The organism is Candidatus Nitrosocosmicus sp. FF01 (assembly GCF_047711275.1).
Taxonomy (GTDB): Archaea; Thermoproteota; Nitrososphaeria; order Nitrososphaerales; family Nitrososphaeraceae; genus Nitrosocosmicus.
This window is the reverse complement of sequence record NZ_JBLNIG010000002.1, coordinates 39,106-63,288: the sequence shown is the minus strand read 5'-3', so window position 1 is coordinate 63,288 and position 24,183 is coordinate 39,106. Positions and strand designations below refer to the sequence as shown.

The 24,183-nt window shown below is 34.9% G+C and carries 29 protein-coding genes; 13 read left to right on the top strand and 16 right to left on the bottom strand.

The genetic code is table 11. The features are described from left to right. Nucleotides 1-92 precede the first annotated feature (92 nt). The 6 genes from ACMT7R_RS05765 (at nt 93) to rnz (ending at nt 6,079) form a co-directional block, all read left to right on the top strand. Nucleotides 93-455: a hypothetical protein gene (locus ACMT7R_RS05765; protein ID WP_415310680.1), complete on the top strand. Its 363-nt coding sequence runs from the start codon at nt 93-95 to the stop codon at nt 453-455. 154 nt (nt 456-609) lie between these two features. After that, a complete protein-coding gene (locus tag ACMT7R_RS05760) occupies nt 610-999 on the top strand; it encodes a metal-dependent transcriptional regulator (RefSeq protein WP_415311636.1) in 390 nt (129 codons plus the stop codon). 46 nt (nt 1,000-1,045) lie between these two features. Next, complete coding sequence (murI, locus tag ACMT7R_RS05755) at nt 1,046-1,846, top strand: glutamate racemase (RefSeq protein WP_415310679.1); 801 nt, start codon at nt 1,046-1,048, stop codon at nt 1,844-1,846. Between the two features lie 84 nt (nt 1,847-1,930). Beyond that, nucleotides 1,931-4,042 (top strand): hydantoinase/oxoprolinase family protein, encoded by a 2,112-nt coding sequence (locus ACMT7R_RS05750; RefSeq protein WP_415310678.1) that lies wholly within the window; start codon nt 1,931-1,933, stop codon nt 4,040-4,042. 180 nt (nt 4,043-4,222) lie between these two features. Beyond that, complete coding sequence (locus tag ACMT7R_RS05745; RefSeq protein WP_415310677.1) at nt 4,223-5,122, top strand: ribose-phosphate diphosphokinase; 900 nt, start codon at nt 4,223-4,225, stop codon at nt 5,120-5,122. Between the two features lie 27 nt (nt 5,123-5,149). Continuing rightward, complete coding sequence (gene rnz, locus ACMT7R_RS05740) at nt 5,150-6,079, top strand: ribonuclease Z (protein ID WP_415310676.1); 930 nt, start codon at nt 5,150-5,152, stop codon at nt 6,077-6,079. Nucleotides 6,080-6,107: 28 nt separating this feature from the next. Here the strand turns inward: rnz and ACMT7R_RS05735 are convergent, their stop codons facing one another. Together ACMT7R_RS05735 and ACMT7R_RS05730 are read right to left on the bottom strand one after the other, a co-directional pair. Then, nucleotides 6,108-6,800, bottom strand: a complete 693-nt coding sequence (locus ACMT7R_RS05735) for a hypothetical protein (protein WP_415310675.1) — start codon at nt 6,798-6,800, stop codon at nt 6,108-6,110. A gap of 98 nt (nt 6,801-6,898) precedes the next feature. Continuing rightward, nucleotides 6,899-7,162, bottom strand: coding sequence for a hypothetical protein (locus tag ACMT7R_RS05730; protein WP_144730631.1), 264 nt, complete (start codon nt 7,160-7,162; stop codon nt 6,899-6,901). A 449-nt stretch (nt 7,163-7,611) separates the two neighbouring features. Between ACMT7R_RS05730 and ACMT7R_RS05725 the strand changes: the two genes are divergently transcribed. Next, complete coding sequence (locus tag ACMT7R_RS05725; RefSeq protein ID WP_415310674.1) at nt 7,612-7,758, top strand: hypothetical protein; 147 nt, start codon at nt 7,612-7,614, stop codon at nt 7,756-7,758. Between the two features lie 111 nt (nt 7,759-7,869). On the opposite strand, the gene ACMT7R_RS05720 is transcribed toward ACMT7R_RS05725, so the two are convergent. Both ACMT7R_RS05720 and ACMT7R_RS05715 read right to left on the bottom strand, forming a co-directional pair. Then, nucleotides 7,870-8,148 (bottom strand): hypothetical protein, encoded by a 279-nt coding sequence (locus tag ACMT7R_RS05720; protein WP_415310673.1) that lies wholly within the window; start codon nt 8,146-8,148, stop codon nt 7,870-7,872. Nucleotides 8,149-8,172: 24 nt separating this feature from the next. Continuing rightward, entirely contained in the window at nt 8,173-8,364 is a 192-nt protein-coding gene (locus ACMT7R_RS05715; RefSeq protein ID WP_415310672.1) for a hypothetical protein, read from the bottom strand. Between the two features lie 230 nt (nt 8,365-8,594). On the opposite strand from ACMT7R_RS05715, the gene ACMT7R_RS05710 reads away from it, so the two are divergent. After that, the gene (locus ACMT7R_RS05710; RefSeq protein ID WP_415310671.1) at nt 8,595-8,891 is read left to right on the top strand and encodes a hypothetical protein; all 297 of its coding nucleotides are present in this window, start codon (nt 8,595-8,597) and stop codon (nt 8,889-8,891) included. On the opposite strand, the gene cobM is transcribed toward ACMT7R_RS05710, so the two are convergent. From cobM to ACMT7R_RS05690, 4 genes are read right to left on the bottom strand one after another with little or no spacing between them, the layout of a single operon-like run. After that, nucleotides 8,888-9,679: a precorrin-4 C(11)-methyltransferase gene (gene cobM / locus ACMT7R_RS05705; protein ID WP_415310670.1), complete on the bottom strand. Its 792-nt coding sequence runs from the start codon at nt 9,677-9,679 to the stop codon at nt 8,888-8,890. The genes ACMT7R_RS05710 and cobM overlap by 4 nt on opposite strands. Beyond that, on the bottom strand, nt 9,676-10,407 hold the full coding sequence (gene cobI / locus ACMT7R_RS05700; protein ID WP_415310669.1) for a precorrin-2 C(20)-methyltransferase: 732 nt from the start codon (nt 10,405-10,407) through the stop codon (nt 9,676-9,678). The genes cobM and cobI overlap by 4 nt, the downstream gene beginning before the upstream one ends. A 49-nt stretch (nt 10,408-10,456) precedes the next feature. After that, nucleotides 10,457-11,044 carry a precorrin-6Y C5,15-methyltransferase (decarboxylating) subunit CbiT gene (cbiT, locus tag ACMT7R_RS05695; RefSeq protein ID WP_415310668.1) on the bottom strand — a complete coding sequence of 196 codons (588 nt, stop codon included), beginning with the start codon at nt 11,042-11,044 and terminating at the stop codon, nt 10,457-10,459. 11 nt (nt 11,045-11,055) lie between these two features. Then, a complete protein-coding gene (locus ACMT7R_RS05690; protein ID WP_415310667.1) occupies nt 11,056-11,349 on the bottom strand; it encodes a hypothetical protein in 294 nt (97 codons plus the stop codon). Nucleotides 11,350-11,569: 220 nt separating this feature from the next. On the opposite strand from ACMT7R_RS05690, the gene rqcH reads away from it, so the two are divergent. Further along, nucleotides 11,570-13,666 (top strand): ribosome rescue protein RqcH, encoded by a 2,097-nt coding sequence (rqcH, locus tag ACMT7R_RS05685; RefSeq protein WP_415310666.1) that lies wholly within the window; start codon nt 11,570-11,572, stop codon nt 13,664-13,666. Nucleotides 13,667-13,744: 78 nt separating this feature from the next. After that, on the top strand, nt 13,745-14,314 hold the full coding sequence (locus tag ACMT7R_RS05680; protein WP_415310665.1) for a cyclic nucleotide-binding/CBS domain-containing protein: 570 nt from the start codon (nt 13,745-13,747) through the stop codon (nt 14,312-14,314). 216 nt (nt 14,315-14,530) lie between these two features. Here the strand turns inward: ACMT7R_RS05680 and pyrI are convergent, their stop codons facing one another. Continuing rightward, complete coding sequence (gene pyrI / locus ACMT7R_RS05675) at nt 14,531-14,992, bottom strand: aspartate carbamoyltransferase regulatory subunit (protein ID WP_415311635.1); 462 nt, start codon at nt 14,990-14,992, stop codon at nt 14,531-14,533. Between the two features lie 178 nt (nt 14,993-15,170). Further along, entirely contained in the window at nt 15,171-16,250 is a 1,080-nt protein-coding gene (locus tag ACMT7R_RS05670; RefSeq protein WP_415310664.1) for a deoxyhypusine synthase family protein, read from the bottom strand. A 128-nt stretch (nt 16,251-16,378) separates the two neighbouring features. Here ACMT7R_RS05670 and ACMT7R_RS05665 point away from each other — a divergent pair, with 128 nt between their 5' ends. Together ACMT7R_RS05665 and ACMT7R_RS05660 are read left to right on the top strand one after the other, a co-directional pair. Next, entirely contained in the window at nt 16,379-16,618 is a 240-nt protein-coding gene (locus ACMT7R_RS05665) for a hypothetical protein (RefSeq protein ID WP_415310663.1), read from the top strand. Then, nucleotides 16,615-17,553, top strand: a complete 939-nt coding sequence (locus ACMT7R_RS05660; RefSeq protein ID WP_415310662.1) for a deoxyhypusine synthase — start codon at nt 16,615-16,617, stop codon at nt 17,551-17,553. Before ACMT7R_RS05665 ends, ACMT7R_RS05660 begins: the two co-directional genes overlap by 4 nt. A 42-nt stretch (nt 17,554-17,595) precedes the next feature. Here ACMT7R_RS05660 and ACMT7R_RS05655 read toward each other — a convergent pair whose 3' ends face one another. The 6 genes from ACMT7R_RS05655 to ACMT7R_RS05630 form a co-directional block, all read right to left on the bottom strand. Then, nucleotides 17,596-20,406, bottom strand: coding sequence for a peptidylprolyl isomerase (locus ACMT7R_RS05655; RefSeq protein ID WP_415310661.1), 2,811 nt, complete (start codon nt 20,404-20,406; stop codon nt 17,596-17,598). A gap of 116 nt (nt 20,407-20,522) precedes the next feature. Next, nucleotides 20,523-21,185 (bottom strand): MBL fold metallo-hydrolase, encoded by a 663-nt coding sequence (locus ACMT7R_RS05650; protein WP_415310660.1) that lies wholly within the window; start codon nt 21,183-21,185, stop codon nt 20,523-20,525. 18 nt (nt 21,186-21,203) lie between these two features. After that, nucleotides 21,204-21,653: a hypothetical protein gene (locus ACMT7R_RS05645; protein ID WP_415310659.1), complete on the bottom strand. Its 450-nt coding sequence runs from the start codon at nt 21,651-21,653 to the stop codon at nt 21,204-21,206. 6 nt (nt 21,654-21,659) lie between these two features. Beyond that, nucleotides 21,660-22,922: a translation initiation factor IF-2 subunit gamma gene (locus tag ACMT7R_RS05640; protein WP_415311633.1), complete on the bottom strand. Its 1,263-nt coding sequence runs from the start codon at nt 22,920-22,922 to the stop codon at nt 21,660-21,662. A 136-nt stretch (nt 22,923-23,058) separates the two neighbouring features. Beyond that, the gene (locus ACMT7R_RS05635) at nt 23,059-23,478 is read right to left on the bottom strand and encodes a S6e family ribosomal protein (RefSeq protein ID WP_415310658.1); all 420 of its coding nucleotides are present in this window, start codon (nt 23,476-23,478) and stop codon (nt 23,059-23,061) included. Between the two features lie 108 nt (nt 23,479-23,586). Next, nucleotides 23,587-23,766, bottom strand: a complete 180-nt coding sequence (locus ACMT7R_RS05630) for a zinc-domain-containing protein (protein ID WP_415310657.1) — start codon at nt 23,764-23,766, stop codon at nt 23,587-23,589. 187 nt (nt 23,767-23,953) lie between these two features. Between ACMT7R_RS05630 and ACMT7R_RS05625 the strand changes: the two genes are divergently transcribed. Further along, on the top strand, nt 23,954-24,118 hold the full coding sequence (locus tag ACMT7R_RS05625; protein ID WP_415310655.1) for a hypothetical protein: 165 nt from the start codon (nt 23,954-23,956) through the stop codon (nt 24,116-24,118). Nucleotides 24,119-24,183 lie beyond the last annotated feature (65 nt).

Sequence of the window (24,183 nt, the reverse complement as noted above, 5' to 3'; positions counted from 1 at the left end):
GCAGTCTACATGCCAATTGTAATATTGCATATATTCAAAAAAATATAACACCGTTTAAATATTAGGTTATCCTAATTATTAGGTAAGCCTAAATGATGTACTCTGATCAACAATATTTATTGAATCATGAAGACAAGAATGCTTCAATTCTCTTAAAGGAATTGTTTGATGGATTTTCATACAAAATTGTCATGTCTACTATAGAGGATTCAAAAACCGTATTTGAAATCTGTAAGGAAAATGATCTACCAATTAGCTCCACTTACAAAAAGATTAGAAAGCTTAAGAACCTTGGCCTTTTGTTCATTGATAGAATTGTAATAAACGAGAAGGGAAAAAAAGTTGTATTTTATAAAAGCAAAATCCAGTCTGTGGAGCTAATGTTAAACAAAAAACAAATTGTCTTACAGCTGAAGAAAAACGAGAAAAACTTGCCACGCTCACTTTCACAATGAGCCATATTTGAATCACTAATTTTTTTTAGCAAGTTCCAAATCAATAAATTTAAAAAATAATACTGTGTAATCATAAGCATTGACTACATATTCAAAAAATTCTGGACTTCCTGAACAATTGTATGTGGGTACAGCGGAAGCCGAACACGTCGAAATGTATCTAAAGGCAATGTGGTCTATTTTGGAGAGCGGACAAGAATTAAAGGTAAGCTCTATAGCCAAGATCTTGAATGTAACTCAACCATCAGTCGTTCAAATGCTTCATAAATTGAATGACTCTCACTTGATCGATTACAAGAAGGGTTCAATAGTGACTCTTACAAGTGAAGGAGAAAGCATTGGAAAGCAAATGATACGTAACACCCGATTATTAGAAGTATTGATGAAAGATGCCCTCAAAATCGATGTAGACGAAGAGATGGTTTGTGGCATAGAGCATCATATGAAAGAAATTTTTACTGATGCTCTCTGTACTTTATTAAAACATCCCAAAATATGTCCTCATGGTTATCAAATACCTGAGGGAAATTGTTGCATCAAATAATATACGAATTCAAACATTTTTAGTCCCTTGATGAGTGTCATTACTTGTGCTACATAGACCCATTGCCGTATTTGATTCGGGGTTAGGATCCTTATCTGTTGTCAGAGAGTTAAGAAAGGTTATTCCTACTGAGAACTTTCTTTACTATGCGGATAAAATGAATTTTCCATACGGAAGAAAGTCAAAAAATGAATTAAAAAATATAATTGTAAAATCAATCAAATTTTTGGAAAAATATCAACCGAAACTAATAGTAATGGCATCAAATACACCATCAATTCAAATATATGATGAAATAAAGAATAATTTCTCAATAGATATTATCCCCACTCGTCTGCCTTTGAAAAAAACTATAAACCTTAGCAGAAAAAAACACATTGCCATAATGGCTTCCAGAGGTACGCTCGAAAGCAAAGAGTTTACCTATCTTATAAAAAAAGAAATACCTCAGCAATTTTTCGTAGAAAATATAGATTCTTCCGAAATAATCGACCTCGTTGAAGAGGGGGCATTTTTGATTGATCAGAAATTAACATTTCAAAGGATTAAGGAGGTGATTAGACCGCATATGGTGAATAATACGATTGATGTAGCAGCATTATGTAGCACTCATTTACCAATAGTTAAGAACTACATTGAAGCAGTTTTACCTTCAGTTAAATTGGTAAATTCTTCAACTGAAGTTGCACGCGATGTAAAGAATTATCTCAAATATACGGGAGACTTGAATAAGAATGGTAAGGGCAAACTTGAAATCCTTGTATCCGCAGACAAAAACAATTTTCAATCCATCCTTCGCTCTATGGGGGTTCGCGATTTAATATTTGACGTATCATTGCAACTTTAGCAATTTTTTGGGAGCATTTAAATTACATGAAATTTATGAAATATTCGTTTTTAGAGCTTCTATGAAGAAGAGGATATAAAAAGCATGAAAAAGATTCGAATCGGTATAGACGTAGGAGGAACTTTTACCAAGGCCGTAGCCATAGATATGGTCGAAAAGAAAATCCTTGGAAAAAAATCTGTCCCGACAACTCATTCTTTGGACGGCGGTGTTTCTATTGGTATTGTGAATGCGTTATCTGCGCTAATTGAGCTTTGTAATATAGACCATGAAGAGATAGAGTTGATTTCTCACAGCACAACCCAAGCTGTGAATGCATTCCTTGAGGGGGATGTTTCAAAGGTTGGTATTATTGGAATGGGTGTTGGGATGGAAAAAACAAATGTTGTAAAACGAACTCATATAAAAGATATATCTTTGAATTCTAACAAGTCTTTAAAAACTTGCTATACTTTTTTGGATACTTCTAAATATTTAGAAGGACCCGGAATTCTCAAATCTATAGAAAATTTAGTATCTGAGGGAGCTCAATCGATAGTTGTTAGTGAAGCTTTCGGAGTTGATGATCCTAGTAATGAGCTCTTTGTTATGAAACATTCGAAACTTCCCTGCACCGCGGGTCATGAATTAACAGGAATTTATGGATTAGAAATTAGAACTTTGACAGCAACAATTAATGCCAGTATTCTTCCTAAAGCTACGAGCACTGCAACCTTTGTAAAGTCCGCCGTAAGCAAGCTTGGTATCAATGTACCTGTAATGATAATGAAAGGTGATGGTGGCGTAACTACCCTGGATTCTTTTTTGCATAAACCAATAATTACTGTATTATCGGGTCCAGCAGCAAGTGTTGTGGGGGCGTTACTGTTTTTACAGGTATTAGAGGGAATATTTATAGAAGTTGGTGGCACCTCAACCAATATTAGTATCATTAAGGATGGTAAGCCAGAAATGCGTTATGTGAACATTATGGAACATCCTACTTGCATAAGATCTCTTGACTCTAGAATATGTGGAGTCGCCGGTGGTTCATTGATAAGAGTTTCTTCAAAGAGGAAAATTATAGATGTCGGTCCCCGATCCTCACATATTGCAGGAATGGAATACTCTTGTTTTGCAAATCCTGAGGATTTATTAAAAGGCGAAATTGTTACTATTAGCCCGTTAAATAATGATCCTAATGACTATATTTGCATCGAGGTTCCAGGTGGAAAGAAATATGGAATAACTAACACGTGTGCTGCGAATGCATTGAATCTTATTCCCAAGAATGATAATGCCTACGGGAATACGGACGCAGCTAGGATTGCATTTACTAAACTGGCAACTTATTTAGGGGTAACTCCTGAGCAAATTGCCAGGCAAGTCATGGATATTTCTGTTTCTAAAATTGTAGATTATATCCTACCCATGATTAAAGAATACAAATTATCCAAAAACAGGATTGTAGTTATAGGCGGAGGTGGAGGAGCTTCTGTTCTGGTTCCTATGGTCGCAAGAAAACTTAATTTTGAGTACAAAAAGGCAGATCACGCGGATGTCATATCTTCAATTGGAGTTGCTACTGGGATGATTTATGAAGAAAAAGAAAGAACAATTAATAACCCTACTCCTGAGGATGTTACTCAATTGATAACAGAAATCAAGGAAGAAGCAATACGAAAGAATGCCTCACCAGATTCTCTGTCTGTTCAATCTGAATACATAAGTGATCGATCTATACTAAGAGTTACTGCAATAGGTAATGTTACTCTTGATTTAAATAATAATGGCTCTAAAGAATTAAGTGAAGAAGAATTGTTCGGAATTGCGAAAGATTTATTTCAATATCGTGGAAACATTTCTCTCGAGCATAAACTAGGTAATTATTATATTTTTACTAATTCATACAAACATAAAAAACTATTCTTCAATACAAATAAACAATCTATACTTGTTTTAGACAAATATGGCAGAGTGCGTCTCTCACTGGACAATGGCAAATTAATATATAATTCGTCCACTATGCTAATGACCGATCTTCCCTCAATTATTTCAAAATTCTCAAATTCCGATCTAAGTCCAACTGTTCACTTGCTGGATGGATTTCAATTGTTAGATTTTTCTAGCCTGAATGCAAATGAACAAGTTATTCAAGCGATAGCAGAACAGTTGAACAAAATAAATTCAGACGTTATATTGATAATAAAACAATAAAAAAAGACTGATCATTATTTAATTGAGCAAGAACCTTTGGTATTATTAGTCATGCTGCTGCTGCTGCTGCTTCTTAGAACTATATCTCTATCTTAAAGCATGCATAATTGTCAATAAGCAATCTGGTTCATTCACATTGGTTGAACATTTTTAAGATTCTCTTTTTATCTCAATGATGTCGTGAAAGATTTAGCGGTTTTACCTGGACCATCCTCAACAAAGTTAGGAACGTCTATTGCATCCATCTTGAATGTTGATCCTGTTGAAGTTGAATTGCGAACTTTTTCTGATGGAGAAAGTAAAATAAGAATAAATGCGAACCTAGTTAATAAGAGATGTGTCATAGTCCAATCCACTTTTCCCCCGGTAGATTCACATTATTTACAAACTTTTATGATGCTTTCATATTGCATTAAATCTGGTGCAGCAGAGGTTATACCAGTTATCCCATATATGGGATATGCAAGACAAGATCGAACTTTCTTAGAAGGCGAAGTTGTATCCATGGCTCTCATATCAAAGCTTTTTGATTGCTTCCGTATCAATAATTTAGTTACTATTGATATTCACAGTGCCACAGCCTTATCTTGTTTTGACTTGAATGTTTTTAATATCTCGTCCATTCCGTTGCTTGCCAAGTATGCACAAACCAATTTCAACTTGGTTGATCCCCTGATTGTATCCCCTGATCAAGGTGGGGCTACAAGGGCAAAGTTGTTTTCTGATATCCTAAGAACTTCCTCCGTAAGTTTAAGGAAGAAGCGCGATAGACAAACTGGCAACATTACTATGGATGAAAATCTTGATATTGAAGTTAAGGATCGCGATATAGTAATAATAGATGATATGATATCAAGCGGGGGAACAATAATGAGAGCGATTGATGTCTTGAAGAAAAATGATTGTAACAGAATTTTTGTCATGTGTGTCCATGCCTTATCTGATGAAAAATCATTGGATACTTTGCGAAAAACCGGAATCCATGATCTGATATCTACCAATAGTATTCCTAAATCATGTTCAAAGATCGATTTAAGTGATGAAATTGCCAAAACGTTATCTTCGATTTTAGACGAATAGATAATATTCTCTGTGATTGATTATATTATGGTAAGTCTTGATGTAATATTCTTAGGTACCTCTGCAGCAATGCCTACTGCTGACCGATCACTTTCATGCATAGTAGTGAATAGACATGGAACATTGCTCATTTTTGATGCAGGAGAAGGTATGCAATATAATTTTATCCGGGCAAAACTCGGATTCAATAAAAGAACCAAGCTATTTATCACACATTTGCATTCGGATCATATTTTGGGAATTTTAGGTTTTCTACAAACGCTCTCACTTCAAGGAAGAACGTTACCTATTGATATTTTTGGCCCTGAGCCATTGAATGATTTCATTTTAGAAAATATAAGATTGCTGCATATTAAGTTGACTTTTCAAATAAACATACATAAAATTTGTGGTTCTCATGGGATATTGGTCAAAGAAAAAGAGTATAGTATATTATATTGTAAATCTGAACATGGACCTGGTGTTTGTTCTTATGCCTATTGTGTGGTTGAAAACGATAGACCGGGAAAATTCGATATAAAAAAAGCAAAAACGCTGAATATTCCCGAAGGGGAATTATACAGTTTACTTCAACAAGGAATAGATATTGTAGATAAGAACCGAGTAATTCATTCTAGCGAAATTGTTGGTCAAAGAAGACCTGGTAGAAAAATTGGTATTTCAGGCGATACTCGCCCATCTGATAATCTTTGTAATTTTTTTAGAGATTGTGATTTACTGATATTCGAATCTACTTTCTCATCCAACGAACTATTAAAGGCAAAGGAAAGCTATCATTCGACGGCTATTGAAACTGCAGCCCTAGCAAAATTGGCATCTGTTCACAGACTGTGCCTAACTCATTTTAGCAGTCGATATAAAGACTTGGAAGTATTGTTAAATGAAGCACGTTCTGTTTTCTTTTCTACCGAACTTGCCTTTGATCTGAAAACTGTTTCTGTTGACTATAAAAACTAAAATCTAAAAATTTTGTCAGTAATGTGCATTAACTAATTCTTTCAATAAAGTTCTTTAGCAATTCTTTTTTGTCATTGGACAGTATCATACAAGTTTCAACCAATTCTTTTTCAATGGTTATTTGTTTCGAAATTACCTTTTTCAATCTTTCAATATCAAGAGTATCCAATCTTTCAATTTCGCCACGATTATAGGCAACAATATACTCATTAATTATTTTTAAAATGAATGAAGGTGCATATCTTGATAACAATAATATTCCCTCATTGATTATAGCGGCATTTTCATTTCTACTTGTACCGTTTATACTTGAATTCGATATGTAAAGTTCTAACAACTTCATGCGAAATCTGATATCTCCTGTTTCTTCAATAGTTGATGCAATTATTAGCCCTGTGTTGGTTAACTCGTAATACGGTATCCCCTCTATTTGTAAGGCTTTTGGGCCTCTCTTTGTTGGCAATCTGCCACCCTCTTTGACAACCTTTGCAGGTATTAGTACCTCATCAAGGTCTTTGAAAATTGCAGAGTAAATGTTTTGCCATGCAATTCCATATTTTTTTGCCAAGATGTGAGCAATTGAAGTCCTTGTTTTGCCACTAGGATCCTTTTCTAATGCAATATGTGCAATTATTCCTCTTTGTCGCTTTGATTCTCTGGTAGATTTTGCTTGATATGTCTTAAAAGTATCAAAAATTGCAATATGACTACCCCTCTTCAAAACTCTTTTTTATATATGCAGGTATTTATATATATTTTATTTTTTAGTTTTTATGTTATAATAGATAGAAAATAAAAAAATAAAATTTTCTAAAAAATTTATTTTTTAATTTGACGCATTACGTCTACTTGACCACTATGAAGCCAATCTTTCAATTCTTCATGAGATGGTTTTGTATCGTGTTTGCCTTGTAGATGAAGATGAAGTAATACATAATTTACCTGATTCAATAAAACTTTGTTTGCTTCATCGCCCTTTCGAGCTTTTGTTTTCAAATCCCCAGGTACGGTTGCCCACCATTCATCAAAAGTTCTGTTTTTTTGGGTGTTAGATTGTGAACCAAATCCCTTTGGTAATGTCATGTTGGTTCTAACTTAACGAAGCGTGGTATTAAATGTTTTTTAATTAGATTTTTAGATCATTAAATAAATTTAGATCGCGGTGTAGCAGAACAAACAGATATGCTCGGTTAAATCTATGAAACTGACTCAAAGTTGTAAACTCTCGACTTCTAATATGCATTGAAAAAATTTGCATGAAATGACTACAAAGAAGAATCTGAACTTTAAATGTATTATTAGTTATGATATGTTATTACTCATTGTGAAGTAACCAGTGTTTGAATAGGTGAATTAAATCTAAAAGATATTTCAATAGAGGATAAGATAAAATGACTATAACAATAATAGAAAATTTAATATTTCAATTGACTATATGTACCATTATGCCTGATTATTCGAGTACTTTTTGCACAGTTTGCAAATCCGTTGTAATTATGTCGGATATAAAATTTGTGAAACTGGCGAATAGTATGGTGACCATAGATGGATATTGTAATACCTGCGGCACCAATATAATGAAAGGAAGAGTATTACCAAAGACTGGAAAAAATCCGCTTGCTAAATACAGAAGAAAATTAGCTAGAAAGCAATTGAATGTTTATAGAACAAAAAAATAACAGGATTTCATTTTTCGATTTGATATTTTAGTACCTTTTCGAAGTCTATCTACCGGCTATATTATCAGCAAAAAATATATTTTTTGCTGATAATCAGCTAATAAACGAATTCTATGCCAGAGAATCAGTTCTTTTCCTATTATGGGATGATTCTAATCCTATTACACCCATCATTGATTCACCAATAGGTTCAAATATTGTTCTTAAAGACTCGTCATCATAATATTTTGCAATTTCAGATAATTTTGCCTCTATCTTTTTTTGTTCTATTTTAAGCAACACGTATCGGGCTATTAGTGCTTTTACTTCATCAGTTTTATCCTCTGGAATAATGTGTTTTCCCGATGAGGCACTGTTACTCGAAGCTGCGCCAGGATTAGTTGTTACCAATTGCCACATCACCCTATACGAGTATCACGGAGCATCCTTTAGTATTACTATTGGACCATATCTTATAGCAGTTTCGTTTAATGCAAACGTCATTTGATCTAAGGGATCCAAGATTCCGTCAGTGTTCTCACAGATGAAAGTTATGATGCTCTCCTCTTCATTTTCTTCTACAAGCTCTACTGACTGAGAGGATGTGAATTTTTGATGCAAAGTCATTAGTTAAGCCTAATTAAGCGAGCCTAATATTTAAACCATCTCTATTATACTTTCTCGTTAGGTTAGTTGTGATTGATTGCATGATGGTATCTGATAGATTTAACGCGTAAGTATTTGTCATTGCTGATATAATATTTCGTTACTTCGACAATGCCATATGTTAGTCTTATGCTACTGCAACATCTGGAAGATTAGCAACCTCTTTATAAATATGCGACTTTTATTAGGTTATGTCTAATTATAGTTCGGATAAAAACGTTCATGTAATAGTCCACGGTCAAAAACAACTGTTTGAATCAATAAAATCAAAGCTATCTACAGTTGGTTTTAAGACAGAACAGATGATTCTAGCGGATATGAACAAGCCTGGCAATAAGGGTGATTATGTCGCCATGCTCTGGCCTCCAATGGCTCCTAAAGAGATTATTATAAGCCAGATCATCGATTTAGAGGGAACCAACGGACGAGGTATGGGTGCATGGGCTTCTGTTAATCAAAAGGAATTAGAGCGTATCCCGCTTAGTTAGTCACCGCTGCTATCATTTTTACCTTTTCTATATCCATGGGTAAATTTTGAATCATAAACCTTTGAAAATTCATATTCTTTTGGGGAAATAACGTCTCCAACAATTATTAGAGCAGTTTTAACTATTCTCTCTTCTTTTACCTTTCTTGCAATAGTGCCAATGGTTCCTGTTAATATTTTTTGATCATTCCATGTTGCCTTGTATACTATCGCAACTGGCGTATCATTGGTATATACTCCTCCATCTAATAGCTCTTTAGCAATTCTATCCAACAAATGAACACTTAGATAAAATGCCATTGTTGCACCATGTTTTGCGAGTTCAGAGATTTTTTCTCTGTCTGGTACTGGAGTTCTAAATTCTGCTCTAGTAATTATTACCGTTTGTGTAATCCCTGGCAGAGTCATCTCCAAATTCATTGAAGCTGCAGCACCCAGTAAGGATGTTATTCCAGGTACCACCTCACAGTTAATGTTATCTTGCTCCAATTTGTCAATTTGTTCTCGAATGGTACTAAATAAGCCCGGATCCCCGTCATGAAATCTTATAGCCAGTTTGTCATTCTTTGTAGATTCTTTGAGAATTTCATATATCTCGACTCTGCTCAATTTTGCTGCATCAAATAATTGAGCATCATTTTTTGCGTATCTCAATAATTCGGGATTTAGCAAGGACCCTGAGTAAATTATCACGTCTGCATTTTCGACAAGATTTTTTGCTTTGATGGTTATTAACTCTGGATCGCCAGGTCCTGAGCCTACAAAATATACAGTATTTTTTTGAATCATTTTTTCTTTTTGGCTATCATGATGGAAAAGTACTTATCATTGTTTTCATTCTTGTTATTCGCTATATCAACTAACTTTCTTCTTTGTAACGATTCCGCATTTGTAGACACATCTTGTGCTATAAAGACATCCGAATCATCCGGAAAACTGGATTCCATTAAAACATCAATTACACTATTAAAATATCTTCCATCTTTTAAGAAGACTAAAGTATCACAACATTCTGCAGCAGTCTTCAGTCTGTCTAAATTATAACATGCGGGAATTATACCTATTATTTCCTCTCCCTCTCCTACGGGAGTTTTAAGTTCTGCAGAAAACGAGAATATCGAAGTTATACCCGGGACAATTTCAACTTCCACATCCTTATGATTTGTCTGTATTTCTTTATGTATATAGATCCAGGTACTGTACAGGGAGGGATCACCCACAGTTAAATAAACGGCTTTTCTTCCAACCCTAACTGCCTCGGCTATTTCATTTGCATTATTTTTCCATGATTCCTTTAATCTTGTTATGTCTTTTGTCATTGGGAATATTAGCTGTCGTACCTCAGTTCCCTTGGATACATATTTTTCAACTATTGAAAGAGCAACACTAGGTTTATTTTCCCTTGCAGTTGGTGTAAAAATTATATCGGCATTTTTTATCAAATTTATTGCTTTAATGGTTACTAATTCTGGGTCACCTGGGCCACATCCTATACAATAAAGAACTGAATCACGCATAAGTAGAATTCTAAATTATTTTAATTAAAGTGTTCATATTTGAACCATTTCATTTAGTACCCGAGAAAATGATAACAGGATTTCTTGATATCATCATAGTACCTGAGCTTGTTTTCTTTGACTTTGCAATTGTTATTTGAGTAATATCTATATCTCTTAAACTTGATTCCTGCATAGCCTTAAGGGCACTGTAAATGGTTTCTATTAGAATCGATGTAATTACCAACCTTCCACCTTCATTTAATTTCGACAGCGCCAATTTCACTATTTTATCAGTTTCTCCAGTGGTTCCTCCAATTACAATCGCATCAACATTTGGCAAGGTTGGTAGTACTTCTTGGGCCTTTCCATGAATAATGGCTGTATCTTTTAAAGTACCAAATTTCAAAAGATTTTTCTCTGTTAAATTTATAGCTTCTAAATCTGAATCAATTGCATATATTTTGGCTCTGGTTTGGAGAGCAATTTCTACAGTTATACTGCCACTGCCGCACCCTACATCGATGGCAGTAAAACCTTCTTTTAGCCGTAATTTACTGATTATTATCGATCTAACGTCTTCTTTTGTAATTGGGACGTTTTCAGTTCTTTCAAATAATTCGTCTAAGATACCAGGTGTCTTGTAATTCCATATCATTTTCTGTCTGCTTATATGATATTTTGGTTAATTACCGTGTATATCAATATCATAAATGTAAATAGCATGAAAATGAATCCAAAAATTGCTATGGTAACCACCTTTTTCTTTTTATCTTTGGGGACATCTTTGGCCATTCGGGTAGCAATTATTTGAGATATTGCATAAAAAATGATGCCAATGAGTATAGTTAATCCTATTGTATTAGATTGATCAGAATTGGGTTTTACAACAACACCTAATATCGATCCTGCTATGATAGCGAAACCGATTCTTAAATAATAAATTTTATCTTCTATTTGCAATGGTATGTGCTATTAATTTTAATTAACCACATTTAATCTCTACTTTTCGTAACTCTAATAAAAACATACTCAGATATCGTCAAGAATCAAAAACTTGTAATTATTTAAACCTCAGCAGGTTAGTTTTATATGTAAATATTTATCAAGCAAGCCTATTACGGTGGAGAACAATTAAATCCCATCTAGTTATTATATTCAATAAAAACATATTATTATTCAAATGGCTATTTCGGAGATAGAATTAAGATTTATCGTAAACAATATCAAGGAAGTTATAGATAGCGTTTATTACGTAAGCAATATTTCCCTAATATCAAAAAACTCTCTGATAATCAAATTTCATCATTCCCAAAAAAATGATGTTTCCTTATTGATTTCTACATTTGGAATTTGTATTACAAAGTACAAATACTCTATTATGGAAGACAATGACACTCTTAAGAAGATTAAAACCGACCTAGAACGCTCAAAACTTGTCGACGCTGTGGTTACTCCTGGGGAACGAATAGTACAGTTTGTTTTTCAGAATATACTGGGGATAAAATATTATCTCATTGTCGAATTGTTTGGTCATGGGAACATAATGATCTGTAATGATTCTTTTAAAATTTTGAATATCTTGAATCCAATTAATGTCAGACATAGGATTCTAAAGGTGGGACTAAAATATTTTCCTCCACCCGCAAGAGGAGTCGATCCTCTATCCATTACATTTTCTGATTTTTTGTCCCTAATTGAGAAAAATGAATCTGAAAATATTGATCTAAAAAGATGGTTGGGCAGAAGCCTTTCTATTTCAAAAAAATTCATTGAACTCGCAGTACATAATTCAAAGATTCATAATAAGAAGGTGAAAGATTTGAGTCCATCTGAGAAAAAAATTTTATTTGAAGAATTAACCTCCACAATAAGAAATATTTCAACTGGAGTTGGACACGAACCGTGCATACTTTTGGATGAAAACAAAAATCCCATCGATATTAGTCCAGTAATTCCTAGTGATGTTGTTGATTCCGATCTCATCAAAAGATTTGATTCATACACTGATGCAATTGATGAATACCTGAATTATAATATTTTACAGAATAGTACTACAAAAAATTCCGAGTTAGAAAAACAGATCGAGTCAATAGAACACGATTTAAATGAACAAGAGAAAGCAAAAGAACTGGTTATTTCAAAATCGAACAAACTTCGAAATTTTGCCAATTTGCTTATGCAAAATTCGGCTGCCGTTGTCGCTAAATCTTTTGCCTTTACACCCCTCTATTCCTCCTCCATCTCTTCCTCAACCCATATTGATTCTGGGAGCACTACCGTTACAGAAAATCACGACCATCCTTTGGATAAATTACTAAATGATTTTGATGCCAAAATCTTAAGCATCAAGGGGAAGGATTATTTGGAAATTATGGGAGAAAAAGTACCCATAGACAAGGGGAGTTTCAATATTCCAAAGATTTCTTCACTCTTGTTTAATGTAGCTAAAGAAATGGAAAGGGGTTTGATCACAATTGAAACCTCTCGGGCAAAGTTACATGAACAACTGGAAAAAATTCAAAAACAAAAAAATAAAAAACCTTTGTCACAAATCAAAATTTTAACCAACAAAGAATGGTATGAAAAGTATAGATGGTTTCTTACTACCGATGATATGCTGGCTATAGGTGGCAGAGATTCTTCGTCCAATTCGGTGCTTATAAGAAAACATCTAACGGAACATGATTATGTATTTCATGCTGAGGTATATGGCTCTCCTTTCTTCATCTTAAAAAACGCCAATAACAAGTCCGTTGAGGACATTTCTCAAAGTGTACTCCAGGTGTCGCAGGCGACTATATCATTCAGTAGATCATGGAAAGACAATCTTTCTTCAGCGGATGCCTATTGGGTTTATCCAAACCAAGTTAAAAAAGGTGCACCAACGGGCCAATATTTACCAAAAGGTGCTTTTATTATTGAAGGTAAGAGAAATTTTGTCAAGAATTTGGAAACAAAACTGGCAATAGGACTTTCTTTTATAGAGGAAAGACCTTTGTTGATCGTAGGTCCTCCCATATCCATATCGAAAAGATCGATATGTTTGAGAAAGGTAATTCCTTCCGGTTTTGATGTCGTAAAGGCTTCAAAAAAGATAAAGTCTGATTTTGTAGAATACTTTATAAAAAATGAATTTCCTGAAGGCCTCATAACTTTTATGAAGAATTTATCCATTGATGAGATCGTGCGAATCCTTCCTGTGGGTCAGTTTAAACTTCTGCCAATTGAAAAAGGGGATTTAAAATATGAATTTAAAGTTCTCCAAAAAAATGATTAGGTTCAAAAATTTCTCATGTCCTTTATTACACACTGTATGAATAGAAAAGTAATTAAATTCAAACACTGAAGATTGGATGTGTCTAAAGATATTAGAGACGAAACTACTGGAATGACTACACGGGTTTTAGTTAGTGACGTCATGAATAGCCCTATTGTCCATGCAGGACCTAATGATGATCTAATCAAGATTTCAAAATTAATGACTGATGCTAAAATCGGAAGTATCGTAATCATGGATAATGATAACCCTCTAGGTATTGTAACGGAAATGGATATTGTTTCCAAATCAATTGCTGCTGGACATATTCCTTCTGAAATCAAAGCGTCAAGTATAATGCAACCATTAGTTTCGATTAATGGAGAGGAGAGTATTACCTCTGCAGCACGACTCCTGCGACAACACGGGATAAAGCGCTTAGGTGTAACTCATAAGGGTAATCTTGTTGGAATTATCTCTGTATCTGATGTCCTAGCTGTTACTCCAGAATTATTTGATGTAGTCTCTGAAAAATCATTGCTTATAAGAGGTGAAATTGGACGTTCTCCTAGAAATATTTCTGGATATTGTGATGAATGTGGTGAATGGTCTGATTTTCTGCTCTATGCCGATGGATCCTATACTTGTGAAGTTTGTAGAGGAGAATAATGATATCTTGGATCCACTTTTATTTTATTAAATGTTTGAACATGCGACCCAAGCATTTTTTATTTTCAATAATAAATAGTCAACTTAATTTGTGATTCCCTGCCTAGATGCATGTGCTCACGTACATGCATATATACGCGCACACAAAAAAAATTTAGTTTATTTCATTTCAATTTTTTATGCATTTTATCTTGTGTCGGTCGTTCAATCATTTATTCAGCTAATTAATTCGTTAGTGGTTATCGACCTTGCACAGTATTGACATTTTAATAGTATGTCTTTTTTATCGATAATCTCTATTTTTGAATCTAGTCCTTGTTCAGTATTGGTTATGCATCTCAGATTTGGACACTTGAAAAATCCTATTATTTTGTCTGGGAGTTGAATTCTTCTTTTTTCGGTCAACTTGTAATCTTTGATTATATTGATTGTCGCGTTAGGTGCAATCAATGCTAGCTTGTCCGTTTCTTTCTTTTCCAAGAACTTGTTTTCAACTTTTATGATGTCTTTCTTCTTTTGTTTGACACTCGGCACGTTTAAGGCCACGGTGATTACATTTCCTTCCTGACCTCTGATATTTAGGATATTAAGTACAAGTAAAGCCCTTGATGCCTCAATATGATCTATTACAGTACCGTTTTTTATTCTTCGTACCAATAGTTGATTGAATTCCGACATTTGACCAATTACATTACCTGTTTTCAACCTTTTTATGTTATTGTTTATCAACGCTGGGAAAAGGTATCTGGATCTTGTTTTAAGAAGATAATCATTAACGTAGCGTGGCCTAGTGTAATTGTCTTATTAATAGTCAAGCAAAAAGAAAAAATTCAAATTTTTTTCCTGCTTGTGTAAATTAAGATTTCGAGGAGATGTATTGACTTTTCATATCTTCCACCCATGAATCCTTCTTCTTGAATATCTGTTTTCTGGCCCTAGGCTTGCATTCGCTAAGCAAATATGAACAGAGGATTGGAAAATATACAGATGAGTCTCCATAGACTATTACATTTCCTTTATGGGATGTCTTTATTTTACCCCAGCTTTTTCCTTCTTGTAGGGTTGCTCCAGATAAACCACCAGTATCTGGTCTTGCGTCTGTAAGCTGGACTATAAAATCATGACCGCCTTCCTTTATTTTTAGAATTTGATACAATGCTGGACCAGTCTGTTGAAAAAAGTTTTTGGGAACCCCGCCACCCAATTCGAATCCACCGGAAATTTTACTTTTCCAAAGAATTGCGGTTGATTCTGCAATGTCTTTGATAGGATTTATTGACCTTTTTCCGTCTAGCATAGACGGTAACATATTTAGTCCGATTGATGAGTCACTAAGTGCTGGCATATAAACAGGAACATTAGATTTGAATGCTGACACCATGAATGATTTTTCAGGTGATTTGGATTTTTCAGAGGCCTCTTTTCCTATCAGATATGACAAATCGGCAGTTGAACCATTTAGAATATCTATATCTTTTTGATAAATTTTCTGAATATTCTTTTGAATTATAAGGTCTTGTGACTGGAGGGTACCATATTCCTTTATGTATACATCGTATATCCTCACAATTCGTTTAGAGTACAAAACATCATCGTCAACATCGAAATGACCCTGCCTGACTGGCAAATCATATGCAAAGTGTAAATCGTGATAGGCATTAGCACCGGTGGTGACTATCCAGTCCACAAAACCATTTTCTATCATGGTTGCTATCATTTTACCAAAACCGATGGGTGTTAATGCTCCAGAAATGGTCAAACAAATCGTGGCATTGGATTCAACCATTTTTTTTAATATATCGGCTGCCTCAGCTAACCTACGTGCATTATATCCCGTGTTTCTGAATAAATCTATCATTTCTGAAATACTCATGTTGGCAGAGATTTCTGGAGGATCTATTTTTTTTCCTGAAAAACTATGTCGATCGTGATTCAATCACTTAAATCTATATATCACTTATATATTTGTGATCGTCCCGCTTGTTGATAACAAGATTATTGCCTGATGCAGTTTATTAATATGAAAATAATTACATCCATTGTTGAACCACATAAAGAAGAGTAGTGGCCAAAGCAAAAACCAAAGCAAAAACCAAAGCAAAAACCAAAGCAAAAACCAAAGCAAAAACCAAAGCAAAAACCAAAGCAAAAACCAAAGCAAAAACCAAAGCAAAAACCAAAGCAAAAACCAAAGCAAAAACCAAAGCAAAAACCAAAGCAAAAACCAAAGCAAAAACCAAAGCAAAAACCAAAGCAAAAACCAAAGCAATAATGCCAATGTTAAAAATAGTTCTGATTATTTGAACAAATCCATTGACGATTATTCCATTAATAGAAATACATCTTTAAATCAGATTCTGGTAAATATGGCTCATTCTGGTGGGTTTGAAGGGAGACATCTGGCTAGTGGGATTGGAATATTGAAAAAAATGATGAGTGAGAAAAACTGCACCCGCTTCCTTTCATTTGTTGGTGCGCTTGTGTCCACTGGAAACCGTGGAATTATCCGAGACATGATAAAGAACAAGATGTTTGATTGCGTTATTACTACATGTGGTGCATTGGACCACGACATTGCAAAATCCTTTTCTTCTTACTATGAGGGTGATTTTAGATTAGACGATCAATTCCTCTTGAAAAAAGATATTCATAGATTGGGTAACATACTTATACCTAACGAAAATTATGGACCCCTAATTGAAGCTAAAGTCCAGCCTATTTTACAAGAACTTTATGATAATGCCAAATCAAAAACACGTTCACTAGAATTGGCTCCATCTGAAATGCTCAGGTACATAGGAAGTCGTCTAAATGAGTCTTCTTTCTTGTATTGGGCTGCCAAAAATGATATCCCTGTTATGGTTCCAGGAATAGTAGATGGTGCAGTAGGAAATCAGATGTGGCTGTTCAATCAGTCACATAAGGAATTTAGAATCGATATCTTGAAGGATCAAACCATCTTATCTGAGTTGATATTTGATGCCAAAATGACTGGGGCCTTCATGATGGGTGGAGGATTATCAAAGCATCATACCCTTTGGTGGAATCAATACCGAGGTGGGTTAGATTATGCTGTGTATATTACAACAGCTTCAGAATGGGATGGTAGCCTAAGTGGTGCTCCTGTAGCAGAAGCCATTTCATGGGGCAAAGTTACAACTCAAGCCAAACAAGTTACTATCCATGCCGATGTAAGCACAGTATTGCCGTTCATCTATTATAGCTTGTTATCAAAATAAGAAACTCCTAGATAAAAAAGGGATTATGTAAAGAGGTGTTGCTTATTGTATTGTAATTTTGGTAATTCGTGCTGAATTGGGGTCTTGTGGCTGATCCATTGAGTTGGTAGTGGAATTTGCAATCTTATCCACTATTTCCAATCCCTCTGTTACCTTGCCAAAGACAGTGTATTGATTATCTAGAAAATTCGAGTCGTTAAGCACTATAAAAAACTGTGAACCTGCACTATTGGGATCGTTTGTTCTTGCCATAGACAATACTCCTCTTTCATGAGGCATATTGTTAAATTCCTGATTTATTGTATATCCTGGACCGCCTGTACCCCAAGATTCTCTGCTAGCACTATCATTTTTTGTATTTGGGTCTCCTGCTTGAATTACAAATCCTGGAACTATCCTATGAAATACTATCCCATCATAAAATCCCTTGCTGGCAAGGTCTTGAAAGTTCTTCACGTGATTTGGCGCCACATCTGGGTAAAACTCGATTTTTATTGGACCCTGTGTTGTTTCAATAGTTGCAGTAGCATTAGTAGTCGTTGTCATATTGTTACTAGAAGAAGTTGTATTGTCTATATTATTTAAAATATTAGATTGTGAGATCGAGGCGTTGGATCCATCGGTTTGATTATTATTACCATTTGTTGCTGCGAAGTTGGCAGCAGTAGAGTTGACTGTGGAACTATAATTCTGATTAACTTTGTAGAGCAAAACTCCAAAAAATAGTCCTGGATCATTACTTTCAAAGCTCTTTGAAGCGTATTCTAAAGACAATGGCTCTTCAGTATTGCCCTTCGGATATTTTATATCCTTTGTATAAAATGGAATTGCATTTGGTTGATATGTTGGTGAGAGAGTTCCAATACTTGGATTAAAGTATCCTATAGTCTTAAAAGGCATCATATTTCCCAAGAGAGAATCCCAATACTTTTGCTTTGGAGTGTCTCCGTTTGATTCCACATATTCTGATTCATTGAATCCGCCAATCCGGATAAACCAATGCTTTTTGCTTTCATCTCCTCCACTACCCAGCACATATAGCGGCGTTGGATTAGCAGGGTCTAGGGAAGGAAGTTTTTGTCCTACTACATATATCAATATGTAGTCTGATTTTAGATTATTTGCAATTTTCCAGCCTTCTTCTTCTGGACTGATAAACATCTTTGCTATGGTTTCAATTCTCGTTTGGTTAATGGTTGCATTATCGGCAATAGATGTTCTATTTCCCAATGTAGTAATCCAGTATCCATAATCCCACCAAGATGTTATTACCGAATCCTCTGGTGTGTTTTCTGATATCCAGTCCAAAGTCTCAATCCAGTCATTAGTGGTCAATCTATAGTTAGTTCCTCCATTAGCTATGGATGTTGGCACATCGGCAGAAGTAATCCAATTTGTATTACTGTCATATACCATGGGAATAGTTAGCATTATTATCAGAATCGTGACAAAACCCATGTAAGGCAAAACTTGTTTGCTCATTTTCATTTTCATCTCCTTTCTTATTTTTGGATCGTCCTTACTTGGAGAAGATGATGGCGATATTGCCCCTTGCTCATACTCTGTTCTGATCGATGTTATGCTTCTGATGGATTGGTAAATTCCTATACTCGACAGTATTATGATACTTAAAGACGCAAATACCAGCAATCTCGCAAAGGTTGCACTGATATAGATACCCGTCAATCCTATTATCAAGGCAAAAATCATGTTGGAATTACTCTTGTTCTTAAAAGCCAGCCATATTCCTAAACCTGCGAAAATTATTAGAACCGAGAACTGTCTAAAATAATCCACTATGGTAGGTGTAAAGTGCTCCGCTACAGACTCTACCAGCTTATTTTCTGCCGAAAGAAATGGATTTATGGCGTTAAGATATCTAAACGATGGTGTTTTGTAAAAACCTCCTGCCACTATAGAAATTCCGATTATTACAAATATCCCCAATACTGCTGCAGTCTTTAAGGTTGCCCTTTTCTCTGAAGTTTTTAGTCTAACTATGGTAGTTACAAATAGAAACAGTGTACTTGTCATCAACAGTATACCCGGTAGTCCAATAACAAACGACATTCCTGGTCTTGGGAATGCACCGGCTACTGAAATGACTGAAATTGTAAACAAAGCAGCAACTATTAAATTATTTTTGAGGTCTTTTGAAATAAATCCTAATACTATTATGAAAATTCCAATCGGTATTACAAAATATTGAGACCCTCCCCAAGAGGTGACCGCAAGTCCTACTAGTATTCCTCCGACAATTGCTTTTGGGATAAAATACTTGTATTTTTTATCCTTTAAGGCAGATAAGAACAAGTATGTTCCACCTAGGCCATAAAACAGTCCCAATGGTTCTGACTTAAACCAACCCAGGTTTCCTCTTTGTATTATTGCGGGACTTACAGCAAAAAATAGGGCTGCTATTAATCCTGGAATAGTATTGCCTGTTATTACTCGTACTAGCAGAAACATTAGTACGGTTGACGCTGACCCAATTACTACCGGAAACCAAATTGTGAAATCCATCAAGGTCATATTCAATCCAAAAATTTGGTAAAGGGTAGCCGCCGTTAAATGCAATCCCGATTGGGAGGTTCCTGCTATGTCCCTACCGTCAGGATACCATGACTTGTAATCATGCCAGTCAAAATACGCAACCACCCCGTTATTTACTATATATTCTGTAGCTCTATAATCAAAAAAGGGGTCAAATTCATTTAAGTAAAATCCATATTTTATTGGATAAGCTCTAAGAATGAAAGCAATTGAAAAAGCTAAACACAGTACCGCGATAATTAAAAGGTATTTGGTTATCTTTCTATTCCTCTCTGATTTAAAAAACTCTATTCCTGCCATTACCTACACGTTATTATGATTTTTTTAACTTTATTTAATATTTAATCATTCTTTTAGTGAGTATTTTCATTAGAGTAGGCCAGAGAGGCACACAGGCAGCTAGACAATGCTTTCTTTTATTCTATTTCCTGTATCGAAGTCTTGCAAACATTCACACCCTTGCTAAACTCCTCTGCATCTTTAACTGATCCAACAATTGTTCCATAATGCATTGGTATAGCAAGTTTTTTTGGTTTGATTATTTCATTTGTAGCCTTTATTGCTTCTTTTGCTGTCATTACATACGTGCCCGACACAGGTGCCAACAAGACATCCGGATTTACGTTTTCCATCTCCGGAATGATATCTGTATCCCCAGTGTGATAAATTGATAAATTATTTATTTCTATGATGAAACCGATTTTTCCATCCTTTTTTGGGTGAAAGTTCTTGTTTGTGTTATAAGCTTTTATGCCTGTAATTGATATGCCTTCTTCTATCTTTTTTGTCTCTCCGTGTCCTAATAAAATGATGCTGTTAGCTGGATAATTCTTCTTCAAAGAATCCAAGCATTCTTCTGGAGCACAAATTTTTGTATTTTTGTTAATTATTTTATTTATGTCTTCAACACTTAGGTGATCAAAATGGTTATGTGAAATCAATAGAATGTCTGCGTCATTCTTGTTATCGTATTCTGCAATTAGCTTGTAAGGATCAACGTAAATCCTCTTATTATTTGAATCAAATCTAAATCCATCATGTCCATTCCATCGTATTTCAACTCCTTCAACATTGATCATAATGAATAAAGAAGGTAATTAGGGATGATTTAAGTTTGATCCAACTTTGGAATGAACATAGATTATTTTATTATTTTTTAATGTTATGACATCAACGCCTTTTTTCAGGGCTCGCGTAATCAAACCCTTGTCTATTGTAGCTAGAGGTCTTTTCTTTTGGAATGATAGGTTTAGTAATACAGAGTCGACTGAAAGATTCGTAACATTTTTATCAATCTGATTCAATTCGATTTCATCTAGATATCTAAAATCTCCTTTCTCTATCTGATTTTTGATAATCCTTAAGGATAAATTTGCAATTTTTGATCTTTTTATACCTGCCGCCTTTTCTAACTGCATCAGCTCGTCAACCGTTTGTGGATGGATTAACCATATCAATTTTCCAAATTTTGACTCTAGCGCATCCAGGTTTTTGACGGGCTCATAGCACAAAACCATTAAAAAACTAGTATCGCTAACAATCTCCATATTGGTTTAAACGGCTATTCCTGCACCAATTAATCGCCATCTATCTGCAATTCTTCTACTCAGAGCAACACGACTTTTAGGCATGAGACAAATGGGTTTTTTTATCTTTACTTCGATTCTTTGATTCTTTGAATTCGTAACGTTTCCAAGGGTTACAGCAGTTCCAATGTTTAACCTAAGGTTTTCTTTGGTCTTTATGGGCTCAACTTTTACCAAATCTTGAGTACCGACCGCCGTATCAAATAGATTGATATCTATTGTAATTTCATCGACAACTGGGGGCAATGAATTTGGTTTTCCAACCACCGCACCTATCAGTGAATCACTTTTGATAAAGGACGGGTCTAGTTTGGAACCTATTGCAACCAACCCGCCTGGCCTGACCTTTTCTACCAACCCAGCACCGGTGGCCAAGGAACCTATCTCAGAAAAAATGGATTCATACCTATTCTTTCTTTCGTTGTAAATTCCAGGCAAGATTTCTATTTCACTTCCTATTTCAAATTCGCCTTGAACCAAGGCACCTCCCAATACACCTCCTTTAATGTTCTTTATTGAGGTTCCAGGTTTATTTATGTCAAAAGACCTAAGGATGTGCATAATGCCATTTTCATTGTTAACTCTTTGGGGAGTAGGAATATACTTTTCAATATATTCTATCAAAACATCAATGTTTGCTCTGTGCTGCGCTGAAATAGGTATTATTGGAGCATTTTCAGCTACGCTATCTTTTACAAATTCCTTTATTTGGTTGTAGTTTTCTACAGCGTTCTCCTTCTCAGTAAGATCCACCTTATTTTGAACGATCACAATATTTTCAATACCCAATACTTGAAGTGCTAAAAGATGTTCTCTTGTTTGAGGCTGAGGAACCTTTTCGTTTGCAGCTATTACTAGTATTGCACCATCCATTAACGCTCCTCCCGAGAGCATGTTTGCCATTAAACTCTCGTGTCCGGGAGAATCTACAAAACTTACTACTCTTGATAATTCTGCCTCAGAATTACATAGAGCACATTTGGGTTGAACAGAGTAATTTGATGGGGGTGGGCAGTTAGGGCATTTATAAAAGGCAGCATCTGCATAACCTACCTTTATTGTGATTCCTCGTCGAAGCTCTTCACTATGTCCACTTGTCCATACTCCTGTAATAGCTTCAATAAGCGTTGTTTTACCATGATCTACATGTCCTGAGGTGCCTATGTTAATACATGGTTGATAACCATATTTTTGAATATACCACTCAGGTAAAGTATCCTTCCAGTGCAATACCTTTTGTATTTTTTCATTCAAATATTAATTTACTTAAAGTGTTAAACCAAAAGATTATCTAGATGCAATCAGAAAAAAATCAAAAAAATGTGATAAAAAGTTTTACATCTATGCCTGTGAACTATCCTGATTGTTATTGTTGTTGTTCGCCTTCAGCAGCAACTGCTGTGGAAGGATCAGTATCAGTCGGAAGTTCCTTTTCAGGCAATTTTGCATCGATTAACTGACAGTTTAATTGATAAATTTCTTCTGTGATGAGATTTCCTCTGACCAGCTTTCTCTTTCTCTCTCCTGGTCCTAGGTTGCGCATTCCAACACCCTTGGTCATGAGAACATATTTCTTTGTAGCTCCATGTAAATCTGAACGCATAGGTGTTCCAGATTTATCGCTGCCACCTGTTAATTTCACCTTTCCTTCCTTAAATCCGAAAATAGAAGATTCTAACACATCTCCAAGCTTAGAACCTAAAAGAGGCTGGGCACTTTTGTCTTTTAATTCCTGATTGGTGCTTTTACCAGCTGAATCTGAAATGACTACTTTAAATTCTACCAAAGTCCTTTTTATTTGAATTTGTAGCCTTAATTAATCTTGCTAAAATATCTACTTATACACTCAAGATGCAATGGTCTGTTCATTGTCAGCCTCAGAACATAAAATAAATTAAAATCCTCTCTTATCCCAGGTCGACTGAAAATCATCAGCCATTGTAACTGCCTTTTCTTTCATTCTTTCAATGTACTCTTCATAATCTAATTCCAATCCGCATTCTTTGCAGGTTACCTTGCTTTTATCAATATCAAAATCTGCTTTCCTATTACAGTTTACACACCTAGCATCCATATATACAAGAAAATATTGCGACTAAAGAATTCTTATGTCTTTTGCATTTTAGTCATGAGCTCCCAACCTAAATTCTTGGTATTTGTTGTTTTATCTTCATCATATGCTTTTGTTATGGTGACATCAAAACATCCGAAAAAAGAAATAATACTACTTATGAGCCTCTTGATTTAATATTACTACCCAATTGAAAATTAAGGAGTTATTAAATGGAACAGTTGTCGGAACGGGTACAGATTACTTGGTGATTCAAAAAGAAAATCAAAAAAAACGCTACCTAGTGGAAATTCATCCAAATAGCATAAGAGAATTAAAAAATTCGTCCACCCCATACGGTTCCCAGATTGATTGAGAGTAGTTGGTTCTAATCAATTCAATGTTGAATTGGAATAACGATTAAATCAAATAAGATATTAT

Coding starts and splice junctions, on each gene's coding strand:
- ACMT7R_RS05765 (WP_415310680.1), top strand. CDS start 93: ATGATGTACTCTGATCAACAATATTTATTGAATCATGAAGACAAGAAT.
- ACMT7R_RS05760 (WP_415311636.1), top strand. CDS start 610: ATGTATCTAAAGGCAATGTGGTCTATTTTGGAGAGCGGACAAGAATTA.
- ACMT7R_RS05750 (WP_415310678.1), top strand. CDS start 1,931: ATGAAAAAGATTCGAATCGGTATAGACGTAGGAGGAACTTTTACCAAG.
- rnz (WP_415310676.1), top strand. CDS start 5,150: ATGGTAAGTCTTGATGTAATATTCTTAGGTACCTCTGCAGCAATGCCT.
- ACMT7R_RS05730 (WP_144730631.1), bottom strand. CDS start 7,162: ATGACATTACCAAAGGGATTTGGTTCACAATCTAACACCCAAAAAAAC.
- ACMT7R_RS05725 (WP_415310674.1), top strand. CDS start 7,612: ATGGTGACCATAGATGGATATTGTAATACCTGCGGCACCAATATAATG.
- ACMT7R_RS05715 (WP_415310672.1), bottom strand. CDS start 8,364: ATGACTTTGCATCAAAAATTCACATCCTCTCAGTCAGTAGAGCTTGTA.
- ACMT7R_RS05710 (WP_415310671.1), top strand. CDS start 8,595: ATGTCTAATTATAGTTCGGATAAAAACGTTCATGTAATAGTCCACGGT.
- cobM (WP_415310670.1), bottom strand. CDS start 9,679: ATGATTCAAAAAAATACTGTATATTTTGTAGGCTCAGGACCTGGCGAT.
- cobI (WP_415310669.1), bottom strand. CDS start 10,407: ATGCGTGATTCAGTTCTTTATTGTATAGGATGTGGCCCAGGTGACCCA.
- cbiT (WP_415310668.1), bottom strand. CDS start 11,044: ATGATATGGAATTACAAGACACCTGGTATCTTAGACGAATTATTTGAA.
- rqcH (WP_415310666.1), top strand. CDS start 11,570: ATGGCTATTTCGGAGATAGAATTAAGATTTATCGTAAACAATATCAAG.
- pyrI (WP_415311635.1), bottom strand. CDS start 14,992: ATGTCGGAATTCAATCAACTATTGGTACGAAGAATAAAAAACGGTACT.
- ACMT7R_RS05655 (WP_415310661.1), bottom strand. CDS start 20,406: ATGGCAGGAATAGAGTTTTTTAAATCAGAGAGGAATAGAAAGATAACC.
- ACMT7R_RS05650 (WP_415310660.1), bottom strand. CDS start 21,185: ATGATCAATGTTGAAGGAGTTGAAATACGATGGAATGGACATGATGGA.
- ACMT7R_RS05645 (WP_415310659.1), bottom strand. CDS start 21,653: ATGGAGATTGTTAGCGATACTAGTTTTTTAATGGTTTTGTGCTATGAG.
- ACMT7R_RS05630 (WP_415310657.1), bottom strand. CDS start 23,766: ATGGATGCTAGGTGTGTAAACTGTAATAGGAAAGCAGATTTTGATATT.